Origin of the sequence: Halomonas sp. AOP43-A1-21 (assembly GCF_052376775.1) — a bacterium.
GTDB lineage: Bacteria > Pseudomonadota > Gammaproteobacteria > Pseudomonadales > Halomonadaceae > Vreelandella > Vreelandella colorata.
The window spans coordinates 15,299-38,928 of record NZ_JBQSWC010000028.1 but is presented as its reverse complement, the minus strand read 5'-3'; the positions used below and the strand labels follow the sequence as shown (position 1 = coordinate 38,928).

At 55.5% G+C, this 23,630-nt stretch carries 21 protein-coding genes and 2 tRNA genes; 16 read left to right on the top strand and 7 right to left on the bottom strand.

The annotated features are described in order from the left end of the window. Positions 1–40: 40 nt before the first annotated feature. Positions 41–367, bottom strand: a complete 327-nt coding sequence (yhbY, locus tag ACT3R7_RS15145; RefSeq protein WP_192537966.1) for a ribosome assembly RNA-binding protein YhbY — start codon at positions 365–367, stop codon at positions 41–43. A gap of 114 nt (positions 368–481) precedes the next feature. Between yhbY and rlmE the strand changes: the two genes are divergently transcribed. The 16 genes from rlmE to ACT3R7_RS15065 all read left to right on the top strand — a co-directional run bounded on the left by rlmE (position 482) and on the right by ACT3R7_RS15065 (position 17,726). Continuing rightward, entirely contained in the window at positions 482–1,129 is a 648-nt protein-coding gene (rlmE, locus tag ACT3R7_RS15140; RefSeq protein WP_192537965.1) for a 23S rRNA (uridine(2552)-2'-O)-methyltransferase RlmE, read from the top strand. 229 nt (positions 1,130–1,358) lie between these two features. Next, on the top strand, positions 1,359–3,383 hold the full coding sequence (ftsH, locus tag ACT3R7_RS15135; RefSeq protein WP_496199288.1) for an ATP-dependent zinc metalloprotease FtsH: 2,025 nt from the start codon (positions 1,359–1,361) through the stop codon (positions 3,381–3,383). 99 nt (positions 3,384–3,482) lie between these two features. Continuing rightward, positions 3,483–4,397, top strand: coding sequence for a dihydropteroate synthase (gene folP / locus ACT3R7_RS15130; RefSeq protein ID WP_441676344.1), 915 nt, complete (start codon positions 3,483–3,485; stop codon positions 4,395–4,397). Continuing rightward, on the top strand, positions 4,394–5,743 hold the full coding sequence (glmM, locus tag ACT3R7_RS15125) for a phosphoglucosamine mutase (RefSeq protein ID WP_192537963.1): 1,350 nt from the start codon (positions 4,394–4,396) through the stop codon (positions 5,741–5,743). Before folP ends, glmM begins: the two co-directional genes overlap by 4 nt. 78 nt (positions 5,744–5,821) lie before the next feature. Beyond that, the gene (tpiA, locus tag ACT3R7_RS15120) at positions 5,822–6,571 is read left to right on the top strand and encodes a triose-phosphate isomerase (protein WP_496199287.1); all 750 of its coding nucleotides are present in this window, start codon (positions 5,822–5,824) and stop codon (positions 6,569–6,571) included. Positions 6,572–6,575: 4 nt separating this feature from the next. Next, entirely contained in the window at positions 6,576–6,935 is a 360-nt protein-coding gene (gene secG, locus ACT3R7_RS15115; RefSeq protein WP_192537961.1) for a preprotein translocase subunit SecG, read from the top strand. A gap of 32 nt (positions 6,936–6,967) precedes the next feature. After that, positions 6,968–7,054 (top strand) — tRNA-Leu (locus tag ACT3R7_RS15110). Between the two features lie 171 nt (positions 7,055–7,225). Then, a tRNA-Met gene (locus ACT3R7_RS15105) sits at positions 7,226–7,302 on the top strand. A 311-nt stretch (positions 7,303–7,613) separates the two neighbouring features. Next, the gene (gene rimP, locus ACT3R7_RS15100; protein WP_193091756.1) at positions 7,614–8,072 is read left to right on the top strand and encodes a ribosome maturation factor RimP; all 459 of its coding nucleotides are present in this window, start codon (positions 7,614–7,616) and stop codon (positions 8,070–8,072) included. Between the two features lie 72 nt (positions 8,073–8,144). Next, positions 8,145–9,659, top strand: a complete 1,515-nt coding sequence (gene nusA / locus ACT3R7_RS15095; protein WP_496199286.1) for a transcription termination factor NusA — start codon at positions 8,145–8,147, stop codon at positions 9,657–9,659. Between the two features lie 27 nt (positions 9,660–9,686). After that, positions 9,687–12,233 carry a translation initiation factor IF-2 gene (gene infB, locus ACT3R7_RS15090; RefSeq protein ID WP_496199285.1) on the top strand — a complete coding sequence of 849 codons (2,547 nt, stop codon included), beginning with the start codon at positions 9,687–9,689 and terminating at the stop codon, positions 12,231–12,233. An 18-nt stretch (positions 12,234–12,251) separates the two neighbouring features. Further along, the gene (gene rbfA, locus ACT3R7_RS15085; RefSeq protein ID WP_018917555.1) at positions 12,252–12,662 is read left to right on the top strand and encodes a 30S ribosome-binding factor RbfA; all 411 of its coding nucleotides are present in this window, start codon (positions 12,252–12,254) and stop codon (positions 12,660–12,662) included. After that, positions 12,662–13,582 carry a tRNA pseudouridine(55) synthase TruB gene (truB, locus tag ACT3R7_RS15080; RefSeq protein WP_496199284.1) on the top strand — a complete coding sequence of 307 codons (921 nt, stop codon included), beginning with the start codon at positions 12,662–12,664 and terminating at the stop codon, positions 13,580–13,582. Before rbfA ends, truB begins: the two co-directional genes overlap by 1 nt. 204 nt (positions 13,583–13,786) lie before the next feature. Further along, positions 13,787–14,056 carry a 30S ribosomal protein S15 gene (rpsO, locus tag ACT3R7_RS15075; protein ID WP_018917553.1) on the top strand — a complete coding sequence of 90 codons (270 nt, stop codon included), beginning with the start codon at positions 13,787–13,789 and terminating at the stop codon, positions 14,054–14,056. 196 nt (positions 14,057–14,252) lie between these two features. Continuing rightward, positions 14,253–16,415, top strand: a complete 2,163-nt coding sequence (gene pnp, locus ACT3R7_RS15070; RefSeq protein WP_496199283.1) for a polyribonucleotide nucleotidyltransferase — start codon at positions 14,253–14,255, stop codon at positions 16,413–16,415. 141 nt (positions 16,416–16,556) lie between these two features. Continuing rightward, positions 16,557–17,726, top strand: coding sequence for an MFS transporter (locus tag ACT3R7_RS15065; RefSeq protein WP_192537956.1), 1,170 nt, complete (start codon positions 16,557–16,559; stop codon positions 17,724–17,726). An 84-nt stretch (positions 17,727–17,810) separates the two neighbouring features. Here ACT3R7_RS15065 and ACT3R7_RS15060 read toward each other — a convergent pair whose 3' ends face one another. The 6 genes from ACT3R7_RS15060 to pcnB form a co-directional block, all read right to left on the bottom strand. Further along, positions 17,811–18,989 (bottom strand): acetyl-CoA C-acetyltransferase, encoded by a 1,179-nt coding sequence (locus tag ACT3R7_RS15060; protein WP_192537955.1) that lies wholly within the window; start codon positions 18,987–18,989, stop codon positions 17,811–17,813. Positions 18,990–19,231: 242 nt separating this feature from the next. Continuing rightward, on the bottom strand, positions 19,232–19,612 hold the full coding sequence (panD, locus tag ACT3R7_RS15055; protein ID WP_496199282.1) for an aspartate 1-decarboxylase: 381 nt from the start codon (positions 19,610–19,612) through the stop codon (positions 19,232–19,234). A 25-nt stretch (positions 19,613–19,637) separates the two neighbouring features. Further along, positions 19,638–20,507, bottom strand: coding sequence for a pantoate--beta-alanine ligase (panC, locus tag ACT3R7_RS15050; RefSeq protein ID WP_496199281.1), 870 nt, complete (start codon positions 20,505–20,507; stop codon positions 19,638–19,640). Between the two features lie 41 nt (positions 20,508–20,548). Beyond that, positions 20,549–21,340 (bottom strand): 3-methyl-2-oxobutanoate hydroxymethyltransferase, encoded by a 792-nt coding sequence (panB, locus tag ACT3R7_RS15045; RefSeq protein WP_496199280.1) that lies wholly within the window; start codon positions 21,338–21,340, stop codon positions 20,549–20,551. 170 nt (positions 21,341–21,510) lie between these two features. Continuing rightward, entirely contained in the window at positions 21,511–22,011 is a 501-nt protein-coding gene (gene folK, locus ACT3R7_RS15040; RefSeq protein WP_192537952.1) for a 2-amino-4-hydroxy-6-hydroxymethyldihydropteridine diphosphokinase, read from the bottom strand. Between the two features lie 7 nt (positions 22,012–22,018). After that, positions 22,019–23,404 (bottom strand): polynucleotide adenylyltransferase PcnB, encoded by a 1,386-nt coding sequence (pcnB, locus tag ACT3R7_RS15035; protein WP_496199279.1) that lies wholly within the window; start codon positions 23,402–23,404, stop codon positions 22,019–22,021. Between the last annotated feature and the right edge of the window lie 226 nt (positions 23,405–23,630).

The following is a 23,630-nucleotide window of genomic DNA, read 5'->3' as shown; positions in this document are numbered from 1 at the left end:
GGGCTTTTTATCGCTTTTTTAACGATCAGTCAGCGGCGTTTTAGTGGCGGCCGTGGTGATCTTCGAAGCGTGTAACGTTAGAGAGCTTCGGATTCACTTTAGGGTTCTTGCGATAAAGCAGCGCCATTTTACCAATCGTTTGCACGACTTCGGCGCGGCTATCGGTAACCAGTTCGTTTAGCATGGCCGCACGGTCGTCACGCTCAGGCAAAGCAAGTTTCACCTTGATAAGCTCATGATCGTTGAGCGCGCGGTTGAGTTCTGCGAGCAGATTTTCGGAGACGCCGTTTTCAGAAACGGTGACCACCGGGTTAAGGTGGTGGCCAATGCTGCGAAATGCTTTCTTTTGTGCCTGTGACAAGCTCATGGTATCTTGCGGTATCCCGGTTAGCGCTTAACGCTCCATCTTACGGTGAAATGCCACCGAGTGAAAGCAATCGCGTGCAAGCACCCATCTCTTATTCCAGCGTTAGATTCCTACATGCAGCAAAAACCCCCAAGTCGTAAACATTCAGTGAGCAAGACCAGTAATAACTGGAAGAAAGAACATTTTGACGACCAGTATGTGAAACAGAGCTGGCAGGATGGCTATCGCTCGCGGGCAAGCTATAAACTGCTTGAACTCGATGAAAAGGATAAGCTGTTTCGTCCGGGCATGACGGTGATCGACCTGGGGGCGGCGCCTGGCGGATGGAGCCAAGTGGCGGCAGACAAGGTAGGTTCGGAAGGCGTGGTGATTGCTTCCGATATACTAGAAATGGATGCGCTGGCAGGGGTGAACTTTATCCAGGGCGATTTTACTGAGGAATCGGTGCTGAACGCGATTCTTGAGCGCCTGGGAAATCGCCCGGTGGACCTTGTGATGTCGGACATGGCCCCCAATATGAGTGGTATGGCGGCGATTGACCAGCCTCAGGCCATGTATTTGGTAGAGCTTGCCTTGGAACTTGCCCGTGAAACGCTATCTCCTGGCGGCCGGTTTCTCGCCAAAGTGTTTCAGGGGGAGGGATTTGATAGCTACCTGAAAGAGTTGCGCGGCAGTTTTGATCGTGTCGTGACCCGTAAGCCAGATGCCTCGCGGGCACGTTCCCGGGAAGTCTACTTTCTAGCGGAGGGGTTTCGCGGCTAAACTATACCCACAGGTATGGAGCGCGGGCATGAAAACGTGCATAGCAAAGATTTATCATCGCGATTGCCAGACAGGCAGGCGCAAGGTGTGTCACATTATAGGCATGAAATAAGCGTGATACAGATGGCCCAAAGACAATGGTGCTTTGGCAAGGGTTGAACGTCCGGTATGGCTTTATGGTCTTAATGTCGGCGGTTAACTGACGGATTCTTGTAATGAGGGTAGCCCCTTGAACGATATGGCGAAGAACCTGATTCTGTGGCTGGTCATTGCGGCTGTGCTACTGACAGTGTTCAACAATTTTAGTACGGAAAGCGCTCCGCAGAACACGAACTATTCCCAGTTTGTGCAGCAGGTGCAAAATCAGCAGGTCCGCAGCGTTACCATTGATGGCTATACCATTCAGGGTGAGCGTACGGATGGTTCGCAGTTCCAGACTATTCGTCCGGCAGCGGAAGATCCCAAGCTGATGGATGATCTGCTAAGCAATAACGTAAACGTGGTGGGTAAGGCGCCAGAGCAGCAAAGCATCTGGACGCGTCTGCTGATCGCAAGTTTCCCGATTCTGCTGATCCTGGCCATCTTCATGTTCTTTATGCGCCAGATGCAGGGCGGTGCGGGCGGCGGTAAAGGTGGCCCAATGAGCTTTGGTAAATCCAAGGCCAAGCTGCTTTCCCAGGATCAGATTAAAACCACGTTTGCTGACGTGGCAGGCTGTGATGAAGCCAAGGAAGAAGTCGAAGAGCTGGTCGACTTCCTGCGCGATCCCACCAAATTCCAGCGCTTGGGCGGTACCATTCCGCGCGGCGTGTTGATGGTAGGCCCGCCGGGAACCGGTAAAACGCTGCTGGCAAAATCTATTGCCGGTGAAGCCAAAGTACCCTTCTTCTCGATTTCCGGTTCGGACTTTGTCGAAATGTTTGTGGGTGTCGGCGCGTCACGCGTCCGCGATATGTTTGAGCAGGCCAAAAAGCAGTCACCCTGCATTATCTTTATCGATGAGATTGACGCGGTAGGTCGTTCACGCGGTGCTGGTATGGGCGGCGGTAACGATGAGCGCGAGCAGACACTTAACCAGCTATTGGTTGAGATGGACGGCTTTGAAGCCAATGAAGGCGTGATCGTGATTGCCGCGACTAACCGTCCGGACGTACTCGACCCGGCACTGCTGCGTCCAGGCCGTTTTGACCGTCAGGTAACCGTTGGCTTGCCGGACATTCGTGGTCGTGAACATATTTTGGGTGTTCACCTGCGCAAGGTGCCGCTGGCAGAAGACGTCAAACCTTCGATCATTGCCCGCGGTACGCCAGGCTTCTCCGGTGCTGATCTGGCCAACCTGGTCAACGAGTCGGCCCTGTTTGCTGCGCGCCGCAACAAGCGCTTAGTGGGCATGGAAGAGCTTGAGCTCGCCAAGGACAAGATCATGATGGGCGCTGAGCGCAAATCCATGGTCATGTCCGACAAAGAGAAGCTCAATACGGCGTATCACGAGTCAGGCCATGCGGTTATCGGCTTGATAATGCCTGAGCACGACCCGGTCTATAAAGTGACGATTATTCCGCGCGGACGGGCCTTGGGTGTGACCATGTTCCTGCCCGAAGAAGATCGTTACAGCCTGTCGCGTCAGCAGATCCTGAGCCAGATTTGTTCGCTGTTCGGTGGTCGTATCGCTGAAGAGATGACGCTGGGTGCCAACGGTGTCACCACTGGTGCCTCTAACGACATCAAGCGTGCGACTGAGCTTGCTCACAACATGGTAGCGAAGTGGGGCCTGTCGGATGAAATGGGCCCGATCATGTATGACGAGGACGAATCGCATCAGTTCCTGGGTGGCCCGGGCCAGGGCGGCAGCAAGCTCAAATCTGGCGACACGACCACGCGTCTTGATAAAGAAGTGCGCAAGATCATTGATGAATGCTACGAGCAGGCACGCCAGATTCTGCACGATAATCGTGACAAGCTGGACGCCATGACCGAAGCATTGATGAAATACGAAACCATTGATGCCGCGCAGCTGAAAGACATCATGGAAGGCCGTGAGCCGCGTCCGCCGGAAGGTTGGAATGATGGTGACTCCTCTGGCGGCGGTACTCGCGTTAGCGATGACAAGCCCAAAGCACAAGGCGATTCATCCTCTAGCTCTTCAAGTGATAGCGCTTCAGGCGACAGCACTTCAGGTGACGATGGTGAAGAAGATGACGATCAGCCTCGACGCCGCCCCTCTGACCCGCTAGGTGGCCCTACCGGCCCCTGATCGGTCGCTGGCTACTGCCAAAGGCGCCCCACTTAGGGGCGCCTTTTTGTTATTCTGTAGGCAGGCAAGTAGCAATGCTTCTTTTTTATAGGTAGCAGCATGAAATCAATAATCTACCCTCCTAACTCTCCAGAAATGAATGATAATGTTCATATGCGCTGCGGGCGTCATTCACTGGATATGTCTTTTCCCCGGGTGATGGGGATCTTGAATGTCACGCCCGACTCTTTTTCTGATGGTGGCCGACACGTGGCGCTGGACGATGCACTGCGCCACGCCGAGCGGATGCTGGCCGAAGGCGCGGCGATTATCGACGTGGGCGGAGAGTCCACGCGCCCTGGAGCCAGCGCACTGGGGGCTCAGGAGGAGCTTGATCGTGTTGCCCCAGTGGTAGAGGCGCTAGTACGTGAGTTGGATGCGCTGATATCGGTGGATACCAGCTGCCCGCTGGTGATGCGCGAATCAAGCGCATTAGGTGCGGGGATGATTAATGATGTGCGTGCGCTTGAGCGTGAAGGCGCTTTGATGGCTGCAATTAGCAGCGGGCTCCCCGTGTGTTTAATGCACCGTCAGGGTGAGCCTCAGGATATGCAACAGGCGCCTTCTTATGATCAGCCGGTAGAAGAGGCCGTTGCCAGCTATCTGGCCCAGCGAGTAGCTGAGTGTGAGGCTGCTGGCCTGCGGCGCAGCCGGTTACTGTTGGATCCAGGCTTTGGGTTTGGCAAGACGGTTGAGCATAATTTGCGCCTGTTAAAAAATATGGACGCGCTACAGTCTCTTAACCTGCCACTGCTGGTGGGAATGTCGCGCAAAAGCATGATTGGCAAAGTGCTGGGGCGGCCCGTAGAGGAGCGTCTGGCCGGCGGCTTGGCGCTTTCTGCCATGGCCGTTGAGCGTGGCGCCAAGATTTTACGCGTACACGATGTAGGCCCGACGGTAGATGCCGTTAATATGGCCTGGGCAGTACTCCAAGAGGGTTGCGAAATGCCGTTTAATGAGGAAAGACACCCATGACACGACGCTATTTTGGTACCGATGGAATTCGCGGTACGGTTGGGCAGTCACCCATCACCGCTGATTTTATGCTTAAGCTTGGCTGGGCAGCGGGCCAGGTGCTGCGTCGCGAAAAAGGCCGTACGCGCGTGCTAATTGGTAAAGATACGCGCATTTCTGGCTATATGTTTGAATCAGCGCTTGAGGCCGGGCTTTCGGCTGCGGGGGTTGATGTCTCGCTTTTGGGGCCAATGCCGACACCGGGCATTGCCTACCTGACGCGCACCTTCCGCGCTGATGCAGGTATCGTGATCTCAGCTTCCCATAACCCGTTTGACGATAACGGCATCAAGTTCTTCTCGGCAGAAGGTAAGAAATTGCCTGATGAGACGGAAGACCGCATTGAGGCAATGCTGGAAGCGCCGCTGACCACCGCTGAAGCAGCGCAGCTAGGGAAGGCTGCGCGCATTGATGATGCGGCCGGGCGCTACATTGAGTTTTGTAAATCGACGCTGCCGGACCGTTTGAGCCTGCATGGTTTAAAAGTGGTGCTGGACTGCGCTCATGGCGCAACTTACCACATTGCGCCCAGTGTTTTTCGCGAGCTGGGGGCCGAGGTCAGTGTGATTGGCGCCTCGCCTGACGGGGTGAATATCAACCACCAGGTGGGCTCGACGCATCCGTCGGCCCTACGTGCCTCGGTTATTCATCAGGGCGCTGACCTGGGGATTGCCTTTGATGGTGACGGCGATCGTGTGCTGCTGGTCGATGCTGACGGACGTGAAGTGGATGGCGATGACATCCTCTACCTCATCGCCTGCGACCGCCATGAGCGCGGCCTGCTTAATGGTGGCGTAGTCGGCACGTTGATGAGTAACTTTGGCCTTGCCGTGGCGCTTGAGAAGCTGGGTATTCCGTTTAAGCGCGCCAAGGTGGGTGACCGCTTTGTCATGGAGATGATGGCGGCTAATCATTGGGAGCTGGGTGGAGAGGCTTCTGGGCATATCGTGTGTAGCCATGTGCAAACCACCGGTGACGGGATTGTGGCCGCTCTGCAGGTGCTGGCGCTGATGATGCGTGAGCAGAAATCATTGCCAGTACTGCTTCAGGGCTTGGAAAAAACGCCGCAGGCGTTAGTTAATGTGCGCTTACCTGCCGGAACCCAGGCGCGCGACGTCATGGCCTCAAGCGCTTTGCAGGAGGCCGTCACTGCGCTGGAAAAAGAACTGGGTGATCAGGGGCGGGTGCTATTGCGTCCCTCGGGTACTGAGCCGCTGATTCGCGTGATGGTGGAAGGGCGCGAGCACTTGAATGTGAATCAACTGGCTCAGGGGCTGGCTGATCAGGTTCAAGCCTTGCTCAATTAGTCCAGTTGTGTTTGCCAGCGGTTGTCTTGACAAGGCGGCTCCTATACCATTTCGCTCCACCTGGAGTGAGGAGAGTCGATGCGTACGCCATTAATTGCCGGTAACTGGAAAATGAACGGGTCCACGGCACTGATCAATGATTTCGGCAGCGCGTTTGCTGACGTGTCGTTGCCGGAGGCTCTGGAGATTGTGGTTATTCCGCCATTTCCCTATCTGGAGGCGGCGCGTCAGTCGTTTCGCAATACACCGCTTCAGCTTGGCGCACAAACGCTTAACCCTAATGGCTCGGGTGCGCATACGGGCGAAGTGAGCGGCCGGATGCTCCAGGAGTTTGACGTGACGTACGTACTGGTCGGCCACTCCGAGCGGCGCGAGCTTTACCGCGAAAACGACGAACAGGTGTTTGATCGCTTGTTAGCCGCGCTTCATGTAGGGCTTAAGCCGATCCTGTGCGTAGGAGAGTCGCTTGCCGAGCGTGATGCAGGTCAGACTATGGACGTGGTATTGCGCCAGGTCGGTTACGCTATGGCACGCCTGGAGCCTGAGCAGCGCCAGCAGGTTGTGATTGCCTATGAGCCCGTATGGGCGATTGGTACTGGGCGCACAGCGACCCCGGAGCAGGCTCAGGAAGTGATGGCCGGTATTCGAGCCTACCAGGCAGGGTTTAGTACAACGCTCGCCGAGCAGTTACGCTTGCTCTACGGCGGCAGCATGAATGCAAAAAATGCGGCTGAGCTACTTGCCCAGCCGGATATCGACGGCGGTTTGGTGGGCGGTGCTTCGCTCAAAACCGACGATTTCTACGCCATTTGTCAGTCAGCAGGATAACGCCATGCAAGTTGCAATTCTTATGGTCCACGTGGTGATTGCGGTCGCCCTGGTTGTATTGATCCTGCTTCAGCAGGGTAAAGGTGCCGAAGCCGGCGCTGCGTTTGGGGGCGGTGCCTCACAAACGGTCTTTGGCTCTCGGGGTAGCGGCAGCTTCTTGTCGACTACTACGGGTATTCTGGCAGCAGGTTTTTTCGTGACCTCCATGGCGCTTGCCTACTTTGCAACGCAAGCAGGACAGGCGCCGGAAGCCGGTATTCCAGACTCGCGCTTGATCGAGCAACAGCGAAGCGTTCCAACGCTTGACGATAGCCCTGCAAGTGTGGATAATACCGCGCCAGTGCTAGAGGAAAGCAGCGAGTAATCGTGATGTCGCTTTCTATAGCCTCCCCTGATGCCGAAGTGGTGGAATTGGTAGACACGCTATCTTGAGGGGGTAGTGACCGTATGGTCGTGCGGGTTCAAGTCCCGCCTTCGGCACCATCTGATTCGCTGGCTCGCCAGCTTCCCAGATTCTTTTTCAAAGCTGTATTTTGTCAAAACGCATTGTTTCGTCAAAAAACATTTTGCTAAAGAGAGCAGGTTTGGCACCTGAGACGAAAAGATAGCTTGACGTAAGTGGTTCAAGTGTCTATTATCGTCGACCTAGATTGATGCGGGGTGGAGCAGTCTGGTAGCTCGTCGGGCTCATAACCCGAAGGTCATCGGTTCAAATCCGGTCCCCGCTACCATTATTCTAGTAGCATGTTAGCTAAACGGTTTGCCTGGCAGAATGTGTTTTAAACGATCTGCCAACTAGGCCACCCGTTACAGACAATCAGTCTGTCACATGTTGCTAAAATGGTATTACAGGTTTCTTATGAAAAGCCCCTTCCTGTGAAGGGGCTTTTTGTTAGCAAGCTTTTTTGTTAACAAGAGTGTCTCAAGAGCGGATATCGTCCGAGTTGCCGGAGACACATTCCGGGTAACGCCAATCAGCCACCTAGCTTTTCTTATAACTCCTGGCCAGGTGCCTGATGCAACGGCTATAGGAGCTTTGTCTGTGGCCACAAAACACGCTGCGCTACATGCACTAATAGAACCTGTCGTTTCCGCCATGGGCTTTGAACTGTGGGGTATCGACCATCTTTCCCAGGGCAAGCAATCGCGGCTGGTGATCTACATCGAACGCGAAAGTGGTGTCAATGTGGAAGACTGCGCCGATATTAGTCGCCAAGTCAGTGCTGTGATGGACGTGGAAGACCCCATCCCCGGTGAGTACCGGTTGGAAGTTTCTTCGCCCGGTATGGCACGCCCCTTATATACCCTGGATCAGTTTATTCGCTATCAAGGCCATCATGTCGCGCTTAAGCTGCGCGTTGCGTTTGATGGTCGGCGTAAATACCAGGGGCTCTTGGCGGGTGTCGAGGGTGATGAAGTACTGATACAGCTGGATGGCGAAGAATACTGCTTTCCCATCGAAAGTATCGATTCGGCGCACATCGTACCGCAGTTCGATTAACCGGGTGGCGGCGCTGCCGGCAGGCTGCCGGGGTGATGCACAAAAGGACAGGTTTTCTGGCGAGGCAAACGCATGAGTAAAGAAATTTTAATGGTCGTTGACGCGATCTCTAATGAAAAAGGCGTCCCCCGGGATGTCATCTTTGAGGCGGTAGAAGCCGCTCTTGCGAGCGCGTCACGCAAGCGTTTTGAGAATGAAGAAGCCAACGTGCGGGTTCATATTGACCGTCGCACGGGGGAATACGACACCTTCCGCTACTGGACTGTAGTAGAAGATGACGAATTCGAAACGCCAGATTACGAAATCAAAGAAACCATCGCCGAACAGCGCGATCCGCCGTTAAAACTGGCCGACGTTGTCGAGAAAAAGATTGAAAATGCGGTGTTTGGCCGTATTGCTGCCCAAACGGCGAAGCAGGTCATCGTACAAAAAGTACGTGAAGCCGAGCGCGCTGAAGTGGTGCGTCAATACGCTGACCGCGAAGGCGAACTGGTGGCCGGTATTGTTAAAAAGACCACCCGCGACGGCCTGATTATCGATTTGGGCGAGAATGCCGAGGCATTCCTGCCGCGTAATGAAATGATCCACGGTGAGCGTTACCGCATGAATGAGCGGGTTCGCGCACTGCTGGTCAAAGTTGACCCGGATGCACGGGGCGCTCAGCTTCAGCTGTCGCGTACCAATCCCGCGTTGATTATCGAGCTGTTCAAAATTGAAGTACCTGAAATTGCTGAACAGCTGATTGAAATTAAAGGGGCTGCCCGCGACCCCGGCTCACGTGCCAAAATTGCGGTTAAAACCAACGATCGACGCATCGACCCGGTGGGTGCATGCGTAGGTATGCGCGGTTCGCGCGTTCAGGCGGTCTCATCCGAGCTGCAAAATGAGCGTGTTGATATCGTGCTGTGGGACGACAATCCCGCCCAGTTGGTGATTAACGCCATGGCGCCTGCCGATGTTGGGTCTATCCTTGTCGACGAAGATGCCCACGCAATGGACGTTGCCGTTGCACAGGATAACCTGGCACAGGCAATTGGTCGTAGCGGTCAGAACGTACGCCTGGCATCCGAGCTTACCGGCTGGCATATCAATGTGATGACCGAGGAAGAGGCCGAATCCAAGCGTGAGCAGGAAATTGATAGTCTGGTGGATTCTTTCATTCAGCATCTGGGTATCGACGATGATGTCGCCCGCCTGCTGGTGGAAGAAGGCTTTACCACCTTGGAAGAAGTTGCCTACGTGCCGCTTGAAGAGATGCTTGAAATCGAAGAATTCGATGAAGATTTGGTTGAAGAGCTGCGTGCACGCGCTAAAGACGAGCTGCTGACGATGGCGATTGCCTCGGAAGAAGCGCTAGATGGTGCTCAGCCAGCAGCCGACTTGCTGGAAATGGACGGTATGGAGCGTCATCTGGCGTTCACGCTGGCCAGCCGCGGCATTATCACCATGGAAGATCTCGCCGAGCAGTCTGTCGACGATCTGGTCGATATCGAGGAGTTGGACGAAGCGCGCGCAGCGGCACTGATCATGACTGCCCGTGCGCCCTGGTTTGAAGACGATAACGCATCGGATTCGAACACACAGTAAACAGGTCACGGGCTGAGGAGGGTCACTATGTCAGATATGACAGTTAAAGATTTTGCAGTAAAGGTGGGCCGTGATGTGCCCCGCCTATTGGAACAAATGAAAGAAGCTGGCCTTAAGCACGCCTCTGAAGGCGATGCCGTGTCTGAAGAAGACAAGCAGAAACTGCTGAGCTTTCTGAAGAAAAGCCATGGCGGCGACGGCGAGACTGATACAAGTAAAAACCGTATCACGCTGACCCGTAAAACGCGCAGCCGTATTAAAACCGGCGAGCGTGGCAAAACGATCGAAGTGCAGGTACGTAAGAAGAAAACGTACGTTAAAAGCGCCGAAGAAGATAAACCGAAAGCCGCTGAGCCCAAGCATTCTGGCCCGCGCCAGCTGGTAGGCGATATGGCTGAAGCCGAAGCTGAACGTAAAGTTCGCGACGCGCGTGAAGCCGAAGAAAAAGCCGCCGCTGCCAAAGCCAAGGCCGCTGAAGACGCAGCGCGTAAAGCAGCCGAAGCGAAAGCCGCGGCTGAGCCGAAGCCTGCGCCCAAGGTGGAAGTGCCCGAGCTTCAGATCGACGACACGCCTCCGGCAGAAGATATGCCACCAGCGCCGCCGAAAGAAGGTCGTACCGACCGTCGTACCGCGCCGCCCAAGAAGGCTGCTGCGAAGAAGAAAGGTCGTGACGACGACGATGACCGTGGCGATCGCGAAGAGCGTAAGCGTGGCGGTGGCGCGAAGAAAGTAAAACGCGCCGAACGTCGTGGCGGTCGTCGGGGTGGCGCAAGCCAGAGCGGCAACGGCAAGCATGGCTTCCAGAAACCGACCCAGCCGATCGTGCGTGAAGTATCGATCCCTGAGTCGATCAGCGTTGCTGATCTGGCCGACAAAATGTCGATCAAAGCCAACGAAGTGATCAAGGCCATGTTTAACATGGGCGCGGCCGTGACTATCAACCAGACCATCGATCAGGATACTGCAGCGATCGTGGCGGAAGAGATGGGTCACAAGGTCAAACTGGTGAAAGATGACGCGCTGGAAACGGAAATGCTCGAAGGCATCTCCTACGAAGGCGAAGAGATCACGCGTTCACCGGTGGTTACCGTCATGGGTCACGTTGACCATGGTAAGACCTCGCTGCTTGATTACATTCGTCGCGCCAAAGTAGCTACCGGCGAAGCGGGTGGTATTACCCAGCACATCGGTGCTTATCACGTTGAGGACAATCACGGTGGTGTGACCTTCCTGGATACCCCTGGTCACGCTGCGTTTACCGCCATGCGTGCTCGTGGTGCCAAGGCAACCGACGTGGTTATTCTGGTGGTAGCTGCCGATGACGGCGTCATGCCCCAGACTGTTGAGGCGATCGAGCACTCCAAAGCGGCCGAAGTACCCATGGTCGTGGCGGTGAACAAGATTGATAAGCAGGGCGCCGATTTTGACCGCATTCGTAACGAACTCTCGCAGCATGGCGTGATTTCCGAAGAGTGGGGCGGCGATACTCAGTTTGTTCACGTTTCCGCCAAGACCGGTGACGGCATCGAAGAGCTGCTGGAAGCCATCCAGCTGGTCTCTGAAGTGCTTGAGCTTAAAGCGGTACCGTCGGCACCTGGTAAAGGCGTGGTCGTTGAGTCACGCCTTGATCGCGGCCGCGGTCCGGTTGCTACCGTACTGGTCCAAAACGGTACCCTGAAAAAAGGCGATATCGTCCTGGCAGGCCTGCATTACGGCCGTGTACGTGCGCTGACCAACGAACTTGGCCAACAGGTTGAGAACGTCGGTCCCGCCATGCCCGTAGAGATCCAGGGTCTGGACGGCACGCCGGATGCCGGTGACGACTTCATGGTCGTTGCCGATGAGAAGAAAGCCCGTGAAGTGGCTAACTTCCGTCAAGGCAAATACCGCGAAGTACGCCTGGCGCGTCAGCAGAAAGCCAAGCTTGAAAACATGTTCAGCCAGATGGGCCAGGACGAAGTGGCCAAGGTCAACATCGTTCTTAAAGCCGACGTACAAGGTTCGCTCGAAGCTATCAAAGGTGCCTTGGAAGAGCTCTCCACAAGTGAAGTGGAAGTGGCGGTGGTTTCTTCCGGTGTCGGTGGTATCACGGGTACCGATGCCAACCTGGCGCTGGCCAGTGAGGCCATCGTGGTCGGCTTCAACGTGCGTGCCGACGCTGCTGCCCGCGAGATCATCGAGCGTGAAGGCCTGGATCTGCGCTACTACAGCGTCATCTACCACTTGATTGATGAAGTCAAGCTGGCGATGAGCGGTATGCTCGCGCCGGAGTGGAAAGAAGAAATCGTGGGTGTTGCCGAAGTACGCGACGTGTTCCGTGCGCCGAAGATCGGTGCGGTGGCCGGCTGTATGGTCGTCGAAGGTTCAGTGTTCCGTAACAAGCGCATCCGTGTACTGCGTGACAACGTGGTCATCTACGAAGGTGAACTCGAGTCGCTGCGCCGCTATAAAGACGACGTCCAGGAAGTACGTAATGGCGTTGAGTGTGGCATCGGGGTGAAGAACTACAACGATGTCCAGGTCGGCGATAAGATCGAAGTCTTCGATCAAGTCAAAGTCGAGCGCAGCCTGTAAGGCCGCGAGGAGACAACCATGCGCGAATTTAAGCGTACCGACCGAGTAGCCGACCAGCTCCAAAAGGAGCTGGCGGTACTTATTCAGCGCGAAGTCAAAGACCCGCGTTTGGGCATGATCACAGTGAGCGGCGCGACCGTTAGCCGTGACCTGGGTTACGCCGATATCTATGTCACCCTGCTGGGTGAACAGGAGCCCGAGCGTATCAAGGAGAACCTTCAGGTGCTTAAGCGCGCCGCTGGTTTTCTGAGAAGCCAGATTGCCAAACGTATTCAGCTACGCCATGTCCCTGAACTACGCTTTCATTACGATGAGAGCGTGGTGCGTGGGCAGCACCTCTCTTCGCTGATTGAAGAGGCTGTGTCGACTGATCGGGCTCGTCAAGCAGATGAAGAGGGTGATTCTGATCAAGGTGAGGAGACGCGCTAATGGCCCGTCGCCGTCGCGGTTTACCGGTCAACGGGGTTTTGCTTCTGGATAAGCCCAAGGGCATTTCCAGCAACCATGCCCTGCAGCGTGTGCGTCGTTTGTTCGAGGCCCAAAAAGCCGGACATACCGGCACGCTGGACCCCATGGCAACCGGCTTACTGCCGATTTGCCTGGGCGAGGCCACCAAGTTCTCCGCGCACCTGCTGGAAGCCGACAAGATGTATCGCACCCGCGTTGAACTGGGTGTGATCACCGACACCGGCGATGCAGAAGGCACGGTGATTGAGCGCCGCGATGTGCCGACGTTAACAGCGGATGATATTGAAGCTGCTATTGCGTGCTTTCGCGGTGAGATCGATCAGGTGCCGCCGATGTATTCGGCGCTCAAGCATCAGGGCAAAAAGCTCTATGAGCTGGCCCGCGAGGGTAAGCAGGTAGAGCGTGCAGCGCGGCGGGTAAGCGTGTATGATGCGCGCCTGCTTGCGTTTGACGGCGAAGCCTTCGAGCTTGAAGTCACCTGCAGTAAGGGGACTTACATCCGCACGCTGGCCGAAGATATCGGTTTGGCGCTTGGGTGTGGTGCTCACATCAGCCAGCTCCGCAGGCTCAAGACCGGGCCTTTTACGGGCGATGCGATGTGGACACTTGATGCGCTTGAAGCATTGGCTGATCAGGCCTCGCGTGAGGCTGAATTAATGCCCGCTGATGTGTTGGTAGATCATCTGCCGACGCTTGAGGTGGACGAAACGGCTTACGGGCGCCTAGCCCACGGTCAATCGGCCAACTTGAGTATTGGTACGCTGGCCCCCGATGCATTGGCAAGACTTTATTATGCCGAGACGTTTATCGGCCTCGGTGTTGTAAAAGGTGCTCAGGAAGTAGCGCCCAAGCGGCTGTTAAGTACCGTCGCTATCTCGTAAGAGCTTGGGTAAAACGTTGCAAGGATGTAGCGATTTACGCAAAATTAGTGTTGTAAACGGTACTGGGAATAGTACTGTAAACGGTACTTGATACAGTACTTAAAACAGTACTTGAAACAGCACGTTGTAAAGAGTCGCCTGAGACTGCAAATATGCGTGGTCTCACCCATTAAATTTTAGGCATATTGCTTACTGGAGAGACAGATGGCATTAACCGCTGAAACTAAAGCCGAAATCGTCAACGAATACGGCCGCGGCGATAACGATACCGGTTCCCCTGAAGTACAGGTTGCACTGCTGAGCGCCAACATCAATGGCCTGCAGGACCACTTCAAAACCAACAAGCAGGATCACCACTCGCGTCGTGGCCTGATCCGTATGGTAAACCAGCGTCGTAAACTGCTGGACTACCTGAAGCGTAAAGACTTCGAACGCTATCAGTCTCTGATCCAGCGTTTAGGTCTGCGCCGCTAAGTTATTGTTGGCGAAGATTGAGAAACGGGCAGCTCCTTGTGAGCTGCCCGTTTTTTTATGCGTGTTGTTGACAGGCCGTGGCTTTGCCCCGGGGGATTTTGGGTTTCTGGTAGCCGTATGACGCTACAGCGCCTAGAATAGTGGCGAGTCAAAACGACCCAAGCGAATAGACAAGTACTTATTCAAGTACTTATTAATGTTAAAGGAAGTCGCCGTGAATCCGGTAAAAAAAACGTTTCAGTACGGTCGTAGCACCGTCACGCTAGAAACCGGGCGTATCGCTCGTCAAGCCACTGGTGCCGTCATGGTCACCATGGAAGATACCGTTGTGCTGTGTACTGTGGTGGCGCGTAAAGAAGCCAACCCCAGCCAACCCTTTTTCCCGCTTTCGGTTCATTACCAGGAAAAAACCTACGCGGTAGGTAAAATTCCCGGCGGCTTCTTTAAGCGCGAAGGGCGTCCGACCGAGAAAGAAACCCTAACTTCGCGTCTGATCGATCGTCCGATCCGTCCGCTTTTCCCCAAAGGCTTTATGAACGAAGTACAGGTTATCTGTACCGTTCTGTCGACTGATCGTAACCATGACCCGGATATTGCCGCGATGCTGGGTACTTCCGCGGCACTGAGTATTTCCGGCGTGCCGTTCAATGGCCCGATCGGTGCTGCGCGCGTTGGCTTCAACGAAGAGCAGGGGTATTTCCTTAACCCGACCGTTGAAGAGCTCGCGACCTCTGAACTCGACATGGTGGTTGCCGGTACTGAAAACGCCGTGCTGATGGTCGAGTCCGAAGCCAAAGAGCTTCTGGAAGACGAAATGCTGGGCGCCGTACTGTTTGGTCACCAGGAAATGCAGGTCGCGGTTAGCGCGATTAAAGAGCTGGTAGCCGAGGCTGGCAAGCCGCGCTGGGACTGGCAGGCAGCCCCTGAGAACGTAGCGCTGAAAACCGCTATGGCCGATGCGTTTGAAGCCAAGGTAGGCGATGCCTACCGTATCACCGACAAGATGCAGCGCCAGGACGCCCTGGCCGCCCTGAAAGATCAGGCGGTTGAGCAGCTAGCAGCCGTAGACGGCGAGCCGGTTAACGACAAGTTCAGCAAAGATGACGTAAAAGGTGCCTTTGCCGGTCTTGAGAAGCGCGTTGTACGTTCACGCGTGGTAAAAGGTGAGCCGCGCATCGATGGCCGCGATAACTTCACCGTGCGCCCGCTGGCCATCGAAGTGGGCGTGCTGCCCAAGACTCACGGCTCGGCCGTTTTCACCCGTGGTGAGACTCAGGCGATTGCGGTGGCAACGCTGGGCACCCTGCGTGACTCTCAGCTGATCGAGTCGCTTGAAGGCGAGCGTAAAGACCGCTTTATGCTGCACTACAACTTCCCTCCCTACTCGGTAGGTGAAGCGGGCTTTATGGGTGGCCCGAAACGTCGTGAAATCGGCCATGGCCGTCTGGCACGTCGTGGTGTTCAGGCCATGCTGCCGTCTGAAGAAGCCTTCCCTTACACCATTCGCGTGGTGTCGGAAATTACCGAATCCAACGGTTCAAGCTCGATGGCTTCCGTGTGTGGCTCTTCACTTGCGCTGATGGATGCGGGCGTACCGCTGAAAGCGCCGGTGGCGGGTATCGCCATGGGCCTGGTGAAAGATGAAGATGGCTACGCGGTACTGACCGATATCCTGGGTGATGAAGATCACCTTGGCGATATGGACTTTAAAGTGGCCGGTTCAGAAGAGGGTGTTACCGCCCTGCAAATGGACATTAAGATCGAAGGCATCAACGAAGAGATCATGGAGACCGCGCTTCAGCAAGCCCACAAAGCGCGTCTAGGTATCCTTGAGCAGATGAATGTAGTCATCAGCCAGAGCCGTACCGACGTCTCGGATAATGCGCCTTCCATGGCCACTATCAAGATCGATCCGGACAAAATCCGTGACGTTATCGGTAAAGGCGGCGCCACTATTCGTAAGATCTGCGAAGATACTGGCGCGTCTATCGATCTCGATGACGACGGCACCGTGCGCATCTACGCCGAAGACAAAGCAGCGGCTAAGAAAGCCATCGATACCGTATTGGCAATTACTGCTGAAGCGGAAATTGGCAAGCTGTATAACGGTAAAGTCGTGCGTATTGCTGACTTCGGCGCCTTTGTGAACATCATGCCGGGTACCGATGGTCTTGTGCATATTTCACAGATCGTTACCGAGCGCGTTAACAACGTACGCGATTTCCTCAACGAAGGCGACGACGTGATTGTGAAGGTGCTCGACATCGATAACCGCAACCGCGTGAAGCTCTCGATCAAAGAGATCACCGAAGAAGAGAAAGCAGCGTTTGCCGCTGAAGGTGAGAACGCCGCGGAATAAACCACCGCGAGGTTGCCCATGCCGCCCCCGTAGCCCCTGGCTGCGGGGGCGGCGTTGTTTGATTAAATGAAAGCTGATTAAAAGAACGTTGGTTGAAACAACGTTTGGTGGATAGGCAGTTTTTGTCAGAAGGAAGTAAGCATGGAAAAGGAACAGGCACCGCGCTGGTGGGCAGTGGTCGCCGTGATGATTGGCATTTTTTTATTGGTAACCGCTGAGCAACTGCCTATTGGATTGCTATCTCAGGTGGCCTCATCCATGGACGTGACGCCGGGTGTTGCTGGTTTGATGGTTACCGTACCGGGCGTGGTCGCTGCTTTTTCAGCACCGCTACTGCCCGTGGCGGTCGGCCGGTTGGACAGGCGCATTATGCTGACGCTGCTTATGGGCGTGATGGTGATCGGTAGCGTGCTTTCGGCGATGGCCAGTAGCTTTATGCTGCTGTTGGCCGCCCGAGTGCTAGTGGGCATCAGCATCGGCGGTTACTGGGCCGTGGCCGGTAGTATCGCTCCGCGCTTGGTGCCCAGCGACAAAGTGCCCAAGGCCATGACCATTATTTTTGGCGGTGTGGCAGCCGCATCGGTACTTGGCGTGCCCTTGGGTACCTTGTTGGGCGATCTAAGCAACTGGCGGGTCGCGTTTGCAGCCCTGGGTGGTTTCAGCCTGTTAACCGCGCTAGCGCTGTGGTACTGGCTGCCGCCCCTGCCGCCCCGAGAGCCTGTCCGCCTGAAGGTGCTGGCTCAGCAGTTTAGTAATCGTGGCGTCAGGGTAGCCGTATTAACCACGGGCTTTGTGGTCGTAGGCCACTTTGCAGCGTACACCTTTATCAGCCCTATCCTTCAGGAAATAAGCGGTGTTGCCCAGCGCCATGTGGGTAGTCTGCTTTTACTGTATGGGGCGGCGGGTATCCTGGGGAATATTGCAGCGGGGATGTTTGCCGGGCGGCACCCGTATCGCGCCGTACTAGCGATCCCGAGCCTATTGCTGCTGGTCGTGGCGGTCTTCCCGCTCCTCGGCGTGCAGCCCACTAGTGGCGTTTTACTGTTAATGGCCTGGGGGGCGGTATTCGGTAGCGTATCAGTGAGTATTCAGACCTGGATTTTACGTACGGCGCCTAATACCGAAGCGGCGACTGCCTTGATGGCTTTTGTGTTCAATCTCTCCATTGGGTTGGGCGCGATGGTCGGTGGCCGCGTTGTCGATGCCACCAGTCTGCCCATTACCATGTGGGCCGCATCGGGCCTGTTCTTGCTAGGCGCGCTGCTGGTCTGGCGAACGCCTTCGCGGATTGTGGGTGAAAAGCATCGCTAAGTATTAAATGTTCAGCATTCGCCAATAAAAATGCCCCTGTCAGTGACAGGGGCATTGGCGTTTTATCGCCTGCGACTTCCGGGGTTAGGGGCGTTCAATCGCCAGCGCTACTCCCTGACCGCCGCCGATACACAGCGTTGCCAAGCCTTTCTTGGCATCACGGGCAATCATTTCATGAAGTAGCGATACCAGCACGCGGCAACCGGAAGCTCCAATAGGGTGGCCTAAGGCAATTGCACCGCCGTTGACGTTGACTTTGGACATGTCCCAGCCCAGCTCTTTCTGCACCGCCAGTGCTTGGGCTGCAAATGCCTCGTTAGCTTCTGCCAGGTCCAGGTCATCAAGGCTCCAGCCAGCTTTTTCCAGGCAGCGGCGGGTAGCCGGTACGGGGCCGATACCCATAATGGCCGGATCTACGCCTGCATTAGCGTAAGCCGCAATGCGTGCTAGCGGCTCAAGGCCCAATTCTTTGGCTTTTTCTGCCGAACAAATCATCACGACAGCCGCACCATCGTTCAATGAGGAGGCGTTACCCGCGGTAACGGTGCCGTCTTTTTTGAACGCCGGACGCATACCGGCAAGTTTTTCAGCGGTAATTTCGCGCGGGTTCTCGTCAGTGTCAAACACAACGGGATCGCCTTTGCGCTGAGGGATTTCAACCGGCACGATCTGGCTTTTAAATTTGCCTTCTTTAATAGCGTTGGCGGCATTTTGTTGCGACTGGGCGGCAAACTCGTCCATTTGCTCGCGGGTAATGCCATATTTTTCAGCCAGGTTCTCGGCGGTAATGCCCATATGATAATCGTTGAAGGCATCCCAAAGGCCGTCATGCACCATGCTATCAATAGCTTTCCAATCGCCCATACGCTGGCCATTACGCGAATTGGGGAGTATATGGGGAGACGCCGACATGTTTTCCTGGCCACCGGCCAGAATCAGCTCCGCATCACCGCAGCGAATCGCTTGTGTGGCAAGGTGTAAAGCCTTTAGGCCTGAGCCGCATACTTTGTTAATGGTCATAGCAGGAACAGAAGCCGGCAGACCTGCCTTAATAGCCGCCTGGCGGGCTGGGTTTTGGCCCACGCCTGCAGTCAGTACCTGACCTAACAGCACTTCATCAACTTGGTCGGGAGAAACGCCGGTTGATTCAAGGATATCCTTAATTACTAACGCGCCAAGATCACTTGCAGGGATACCCGCAAGTGATCCTCCAAAGGAACCGACCGCGGTGCGGCGAGCCGCAACAATGACTACTTCTTGCATGATATGACTCCTAACGTGAGTAAGGCAGACCGCCTGTGATGGCTATTTTGTTTTTAGCGTGTAGCAACGTACGCTACCTACCTTTTGTGTCAGCTGTACTACTCAGCATAGGGGATGGTTGTGCATTGCGGCAATACGCTTTTGGACACAAATAAAAAACGGGCCGTGATGGCCCGTTTTAATGCCTATGGTTTAAGGCAGCTGCACTGGCATCGGTTTAAACCAACTGCCCTTGAATCGATTTAAGCCAACTGCACTGGAATCGCGTGGCTGGTATGGCTTACGTGATTGCCTTCCTGCAAATACACCAGTGCCGGACGGTGCTGTTCAAGCTCGGCCTCTGAATAGTGGGCGTAGCTGCAGATTATAACCCGATGGCCGGGAGCGGCTAAGTGTGCCGCCGCGCCGTTAATCGAGATTAATTTTGAGCCTTCTTCACCGCGAATAGCGTAGGTGGTAAAGCGCTCGCCATTTTCTACGTTGTAGATCTGGATCTGTTCGTTTTCACGAATACCCGCCATATCCAGCAGGTCGCCATCGATCGCACAGGATCCTTCGTAATTCAGCACGGCATGGGTAACACGCGCCATATGTAGTTTGGCTTTGAGCATAATGGTTTGCATAACAACTCCTGGGCGGTGGGGCAGCCTAGTGGTGAGGCGTAATTGATTGAGAAGATAGTTGCACGCTGAGGTTATCAATCAAGCGGGCAGGACCTAGCTTGGCCGCGGCTAGCAGTACGGCCTCGCGCGTTGCAGCGCTGATTGGCTTTAGCTGCGTATCGCGAAGTTCCAGATAGTCGGGGGTAAAGCCTGCGCTGGTGAGCCTCGTTACCCCACGGCTAAGAGCGGTTTCGGCCGCTTCGCCTTGCTCCAACGCATCACGCAGTTCACACAAAATGCGATAAAGCGCAGGTGCCATCGCACGCTCATTAGCGCTTAAATAGCCGTTTCGTGACGAAAGCGCAAGCCCATCCTCAGCCCGTACGATCGGCACGCCGACAATTTCGATGGGCATGTGCAGGTCGCGAACAAACTTACGAATAACAGCTAGCTGCTGATAGTCCTTTTCACCGAAGCAGGCAACGTCTGGCTGTACCAGATTAAACAACATGGTGACCACGGTAGATACACCATCAAAGTGGCCGGGGCGTGAACCACCGCACAGGCCTTCACCCACGTGCGGCACGTGAACGCGGGTTTGCGAGGTTAGCCCATCGGGGTAAAGAGCGCTTACAGTGGGTGAAAAGAGTACGTCGCACCCGGCATCGGTAAGTTTTGCCTGATCGTCGGCAAACGTGCGCGGGTAACCATCCAGGTCTTCGTTAGGCCCGAACTGCATAGGGTTCACGAATAGGCTGGCGACCACGATATCCGCATGCTGGCGTGCGGCAGCCACCAGCGCTAAATGCCCGGCGTGAAGATTGCCCATGGTCGGCACCAGCGCGATCCTCTGACCGCGCTTTCGGTAGTCACGCAGTGTGCTGCGTAGGTCATTAATCTCTCGCAAAGTGCGCATAGTCGTGTCGTATGTTCTGGCGTTGTGAGGGGATCGGTCGATTAAAAACAGTGCTCGGGAGCAGGGAAGGTGCGGGTTTTGACTGCTTCATGATAGTCCTGAAATGCACCCTGAATGCTATTAGCGTCAGCCATGAAGTTTTTTACAAATCGCGGGGTGCGGCCGTGAGTCACACCGAGCACATCGTGCATGACCAATATCTGTCCATCGGTCTCGGAGCCTGCGCCAATGCCGATAACCGGTACTTCCAGCGTTTCGGTTATCGCCTTGCCTAAGCTTGCCGGTACACACTCGAGTAATATAACCGAGGCGCCCGCTTCAACCAGCACTTTGGCATCGTTTAAAATCCGCTCTGCCTGGGCTGTTTCGCGGCCCTGTACCTTATAGCCACCCAACTGATAGACAGCTTGTGGCGTTAAGCCAAGATGAGCGCAAACGGGCACGCCGCGCCGCGTCAGCTCATGGATGCCGTCGGCCATCCAGGCTTCGCCTTCTACCTTCACAAGTTCAGCGCCAGCACGCATCAGCGCGGCGGCATCGTCTAGCATGCGCTGCGTAGAAGCATTGCTCATGAAGGGCAGGTCGACCATCAGCAAGCTATGTCCCTTGCCACGCGCTGCACAGCGGGTGTGGTAGCAAATATCATCGACCGTCACAGGGAGAGTGCTGGTATGGCCCTGGAGTACCATGCCCAGTGAATCGCCCACCAAGAGCACGTCAATACCAGCAAGGCTTGCCGCCTGGGCGAAGGAGGCATCGTAAGCGGTTAAGCAACTAAACGTTTCACCAGCGCGCTTATAGGCCTGTAGCGTGCTCAGGGTAACGGGTTTCATGGCATGCTCTCTATCGTCGTGGGCCGGTGCGACATGGGCACCCAGCCATTGTTAATATCACGAATTCGGTATGCTGCGGGCTCAGCATTTTACTAAATAGGCGATTGTTACCCGGTCGAGTACTGGGTGTCGAGTGCCGTGTGCCGAGGCCTGGATAACAAGATGGTCGCTTAACCTGGGCCATCTTCGACTAAACGCTGAATGCCAGGATTGGCAATGTTATCCAGCCAGTGGCTTAGTGGTTGTTGATGAAGGATTAGCGTTGCATCAAGTTCGGCTAGAGGCGCCAGAACAAAGGCGCGCTCATGCATGTGCGGGTGAGGAACGCTTAAGCGCGGATAAGCAATTGTCTGCTGATTATAAAGCAGTAAATCCAGATCCAGCGTGCGCGGTCCCCAGTGACGCTCGCGCTTGCGCCGGTGGCGCTGCTCCAACGACTGCAGTTGATCAAGCAGAGCGAGCGGCGAAAGCGAGGTTTGCAGGGCGACGACCGCGTTCACAAAATCAGGCTGGTCCTGAGGGCCAACCGGGCGGCTTGCGTACAGCGAGGAGGTACCGTGAAGCTTGCTAAGCGGCAGGGTGGCAAGCGCCGAAATAGCCTGGCGTACTTGTGTAATAGGGTCGTCAAGATTGCTACCCAGACCAATATACGCCAGTGCTAACGTTGTCATGCTTTACTCACTGTTCGGGTTTACGCGTGGGTTTACGGCGCCGTTTGCGGCGGCGGTCGCCCTGGCTTGCCGGGTCGCCACCCACTTTCTGCAGTAGGCGGCGCTGTTCATGCTCATCGCCCTGCTGGAAAGCCGTCCACCAGTCGCCCAGGCCACTTGGAATCTCACCGGCTTGCTCACGCAGCAGGAGTAAGTCGTAAGCAGCGCGGAAACGCGGGTGCTCGCGGGTTTGGAAAGCGCGCTTGCCGCGCCGTAAAGGCAAGCGTGCCTGGAGCTCCCAAATATCGCGCATGGGCATCCCAAAGCGTTTAGGGATAGAGGTATGTTCCAACTGACGCGAAACAACCTCCTGCGCTGCCGTTTGCAGTGCTGGTATGGCAGGCATGCCTTCAGCTTCAAGCTCGGCCTGGCGATTGGCGACCGGCGCCCACAAGAAGGCGGCAAGCAGGAACGCAGGCGTCACCGGGCGATCTTCGGCAATCCGCTTGTCGGTATTGGCCAGGGCGTATTCGATTAATTTTTCCGCCCACGCCGCATCGGCCATGGCCTCTTCCGATTCGGGGAAAAGCATACCAAACAGGCCGTAATGGCTGAGCAGGCGGAAGGTCGCCAGCCCATGGCCGGACATAAACATCTTGAGCACTTCATCAAACAGCCGCGCAGGCGGAATTTGCAGCAGCAGCGGCGCAAGATCGTACATCGGTGCTTCGGTAGCAGGCTCAATGGTGAAATCGAGCTTGGCCGCAAAGCGCACGGCGCGCAGCATACGTACCGGGTCTTCCCGGTAGCGCGTAGCCGGGTCGCCGATCAGGCGCAGCGTGCGCGATTCAATATCGCGCGCACCGTTGGCAAAATCGTGAAGGCTAAAGTCGGCAATGTTGTAGTACAGGGCATTGACGGTGAAGTCGCGCCGTAAGGCGTCTTCCTCGATATTGCCCCATACGTTGTCACGCAGCAGCAGGCCGGCGTCGGACTGTTGGGCAATATGATCGCCATGTTCGTCTTGTGGTTTGCCACGGAACGTAGTGACTTCGATGACCTCACGCCCAAAGCGGACGTGGACAATACGGAAGCGTCGGCCAATTAATCGCGAGTTGCGAAACAGATCACGTACCTGTTCAGGCGTCGCGTTGGTGGCAACGTCAAAGTCCTTGGGCATCTTGCCAAGCAAAGCATCGCGAATACACCCGCCTACCAGATAGGCCTCAAAGCCTGCACCGCTAAGGCGATAGAGCACTTTTAACGCGGCGTCGCTGATATGTTGGCGAGAAACGGGATGCTCGGACCGAGGAATAATGCGTGGGCTGAGAGTGTTTTCACTCTCTTGGGGATCGAGCAGGGTTTTCAATTGCTCTCCCGGGCTATGTAAGAAACGGGTAAATCCTTTGAACATGCGGCGATATCGACTCGCAGGGTATCGAAAAAATGACCGTGAAGTAAGCGGTAAGCCGATGAGTGTAGCCGACCCCTTTACGCTTGCAAAGCACCTCCGGCAGGTTTGCGAACGCCTTACCCTATAAACGCGGAAAGGGGAGGCTAAGATAGCCTCCCCTATAAAGTATTCAATCAGCGTCCATGCTGCTGTTTTTCTTCATGATGGCACATCGCCCTGAATACGC

Excerpts from the sequence above, each read along its gene's own strand:
- pcnB (WP_496199279.1), bottom strand. The coding sequence starts at position 23,404 with ATGTTCAAAGGATTTACCCGTTTCTTACATAGCCCGGGAGAGCAATTG.
- secG (WP_192537961.1), top strand. The coding sequence starts at position 6,576 with ATGCAAGTTGCAATTCTTATGGTCCACGTGGTGATTGCGGTCGCCCTG.
- panB (WP_496199280.1), bottom strand. The coding sequence starts at position 21,340 with ATGAAACCCGTTACCCTGAGCACGCTACAGGCCTATAAGCGCGCTGGT.
- glmM (WP_192537963.1), top strand. The coding sequence starts at position 4,394 with ATGACACGACGCTATTTTGGTACCGATGGAATTCGCGGTACGGTTGGG.
- yhbY (WP_192537966.1), bottom strand. The coding sequence starts at position 367 with ATGAGCTTGTCACAGGCACAAAAGAAAGCATTTCGCAGCATTGGCCAC.
- rlmE (WP_192537965.1), top strand. The coding sequence starts at position 482 with ATGCAGCAAAAACCCCCAAGTCGTAAACATTCAGTGAGCAAGACCAGT.
- nusA (WP_496199286.1), top strand. The coding sequence starts at position 8,145 with ATGAGTAAAGAAATTTTAATGGTCGTTGACGCGATCTCTAATGAAAAA.
- tpiA (WP_496199287.1), top strand. The coding sequence starts at position 5,822 with ATGCGTACGCCATTAATTGCCGGTAACTGGAAAATGAACGGGTCCACG.
- infB (WP_496199285.1), top strand. The coding sequence starts at position 9,687 with ATGTCAGATATGACAGTTAAAGATTTTGCAGTAAAGGTGGGCCGTGAT.
- ACT3R7_RS15060 (WP_192537955.1), bottom strand. The coding sequence starts at position 18,989 with ATGCAAGAAGTAGTCATTGTTGCGGCTCGCCGCACCGCGGTCGGTTCC.
- panD (WP_496199282.1), bottom strand. The coding sequence starts at position 19,612 with ATGCAAACCATTATGCTCAAAGCCAAACTACATATGGCGCGTGTTACC.
- ACT3R7_RS15065 (WP_192537956.1), top strand. The coding sequence starts at position 16,557 with ATGGAAAAGGAACAGGCACCGCGCTGGTGGGCAGTGGTCGCCGTGATG.
- folP (WP_441676344.1), top strand. The coding sequence starts at position 3,483 with ATGAAATCAATAATCTACCCTCCTAACTCTCCAGAAATGAATGATAAT.
- rbfA (WP_018917555.1), top strand. The coding sequence starts at position 12,252 with ATGCGCGAATTTAAGCGTACCGACCGAGTAGCCGACCAGCTCCAAAAG.
- rpsO (WP_018917553.1), top strand. The coding sequence starts at position 13,787 with ATGGCATTAACCGCTGAAACTAAAGCCGAAATCGTCAACGAATACGGC.
- panC (WP_496199281.1), bottom strand. The coding sequence starts at position 20,507 with ATGCGCACTTTGCGAGAGATTAATGACCTACGCAGCACACTGCGTGAC.
- truB (WP_496199284.1), top strand. The coding sequence starts at position 12,662 with ATGGCCCGTCGCCGTCGCGGTTTACCGGTCAACGGGGTTTTGCTTCTG.
- folK (WP_192537952.1), bottom strand. The coding sequence starts at position 22,011 with ATGACAACGTTAGCACTGGCGTATATTGGTCTGGGTAGCAATCTTGAC.
- pnp (WP_496199283.1), top strand. The coding sequence starts at position 14,253 with ATGTTAAAGGAAGTCGCCGTGAATCCGGTAAAAAAAACGTTTCAGTAC.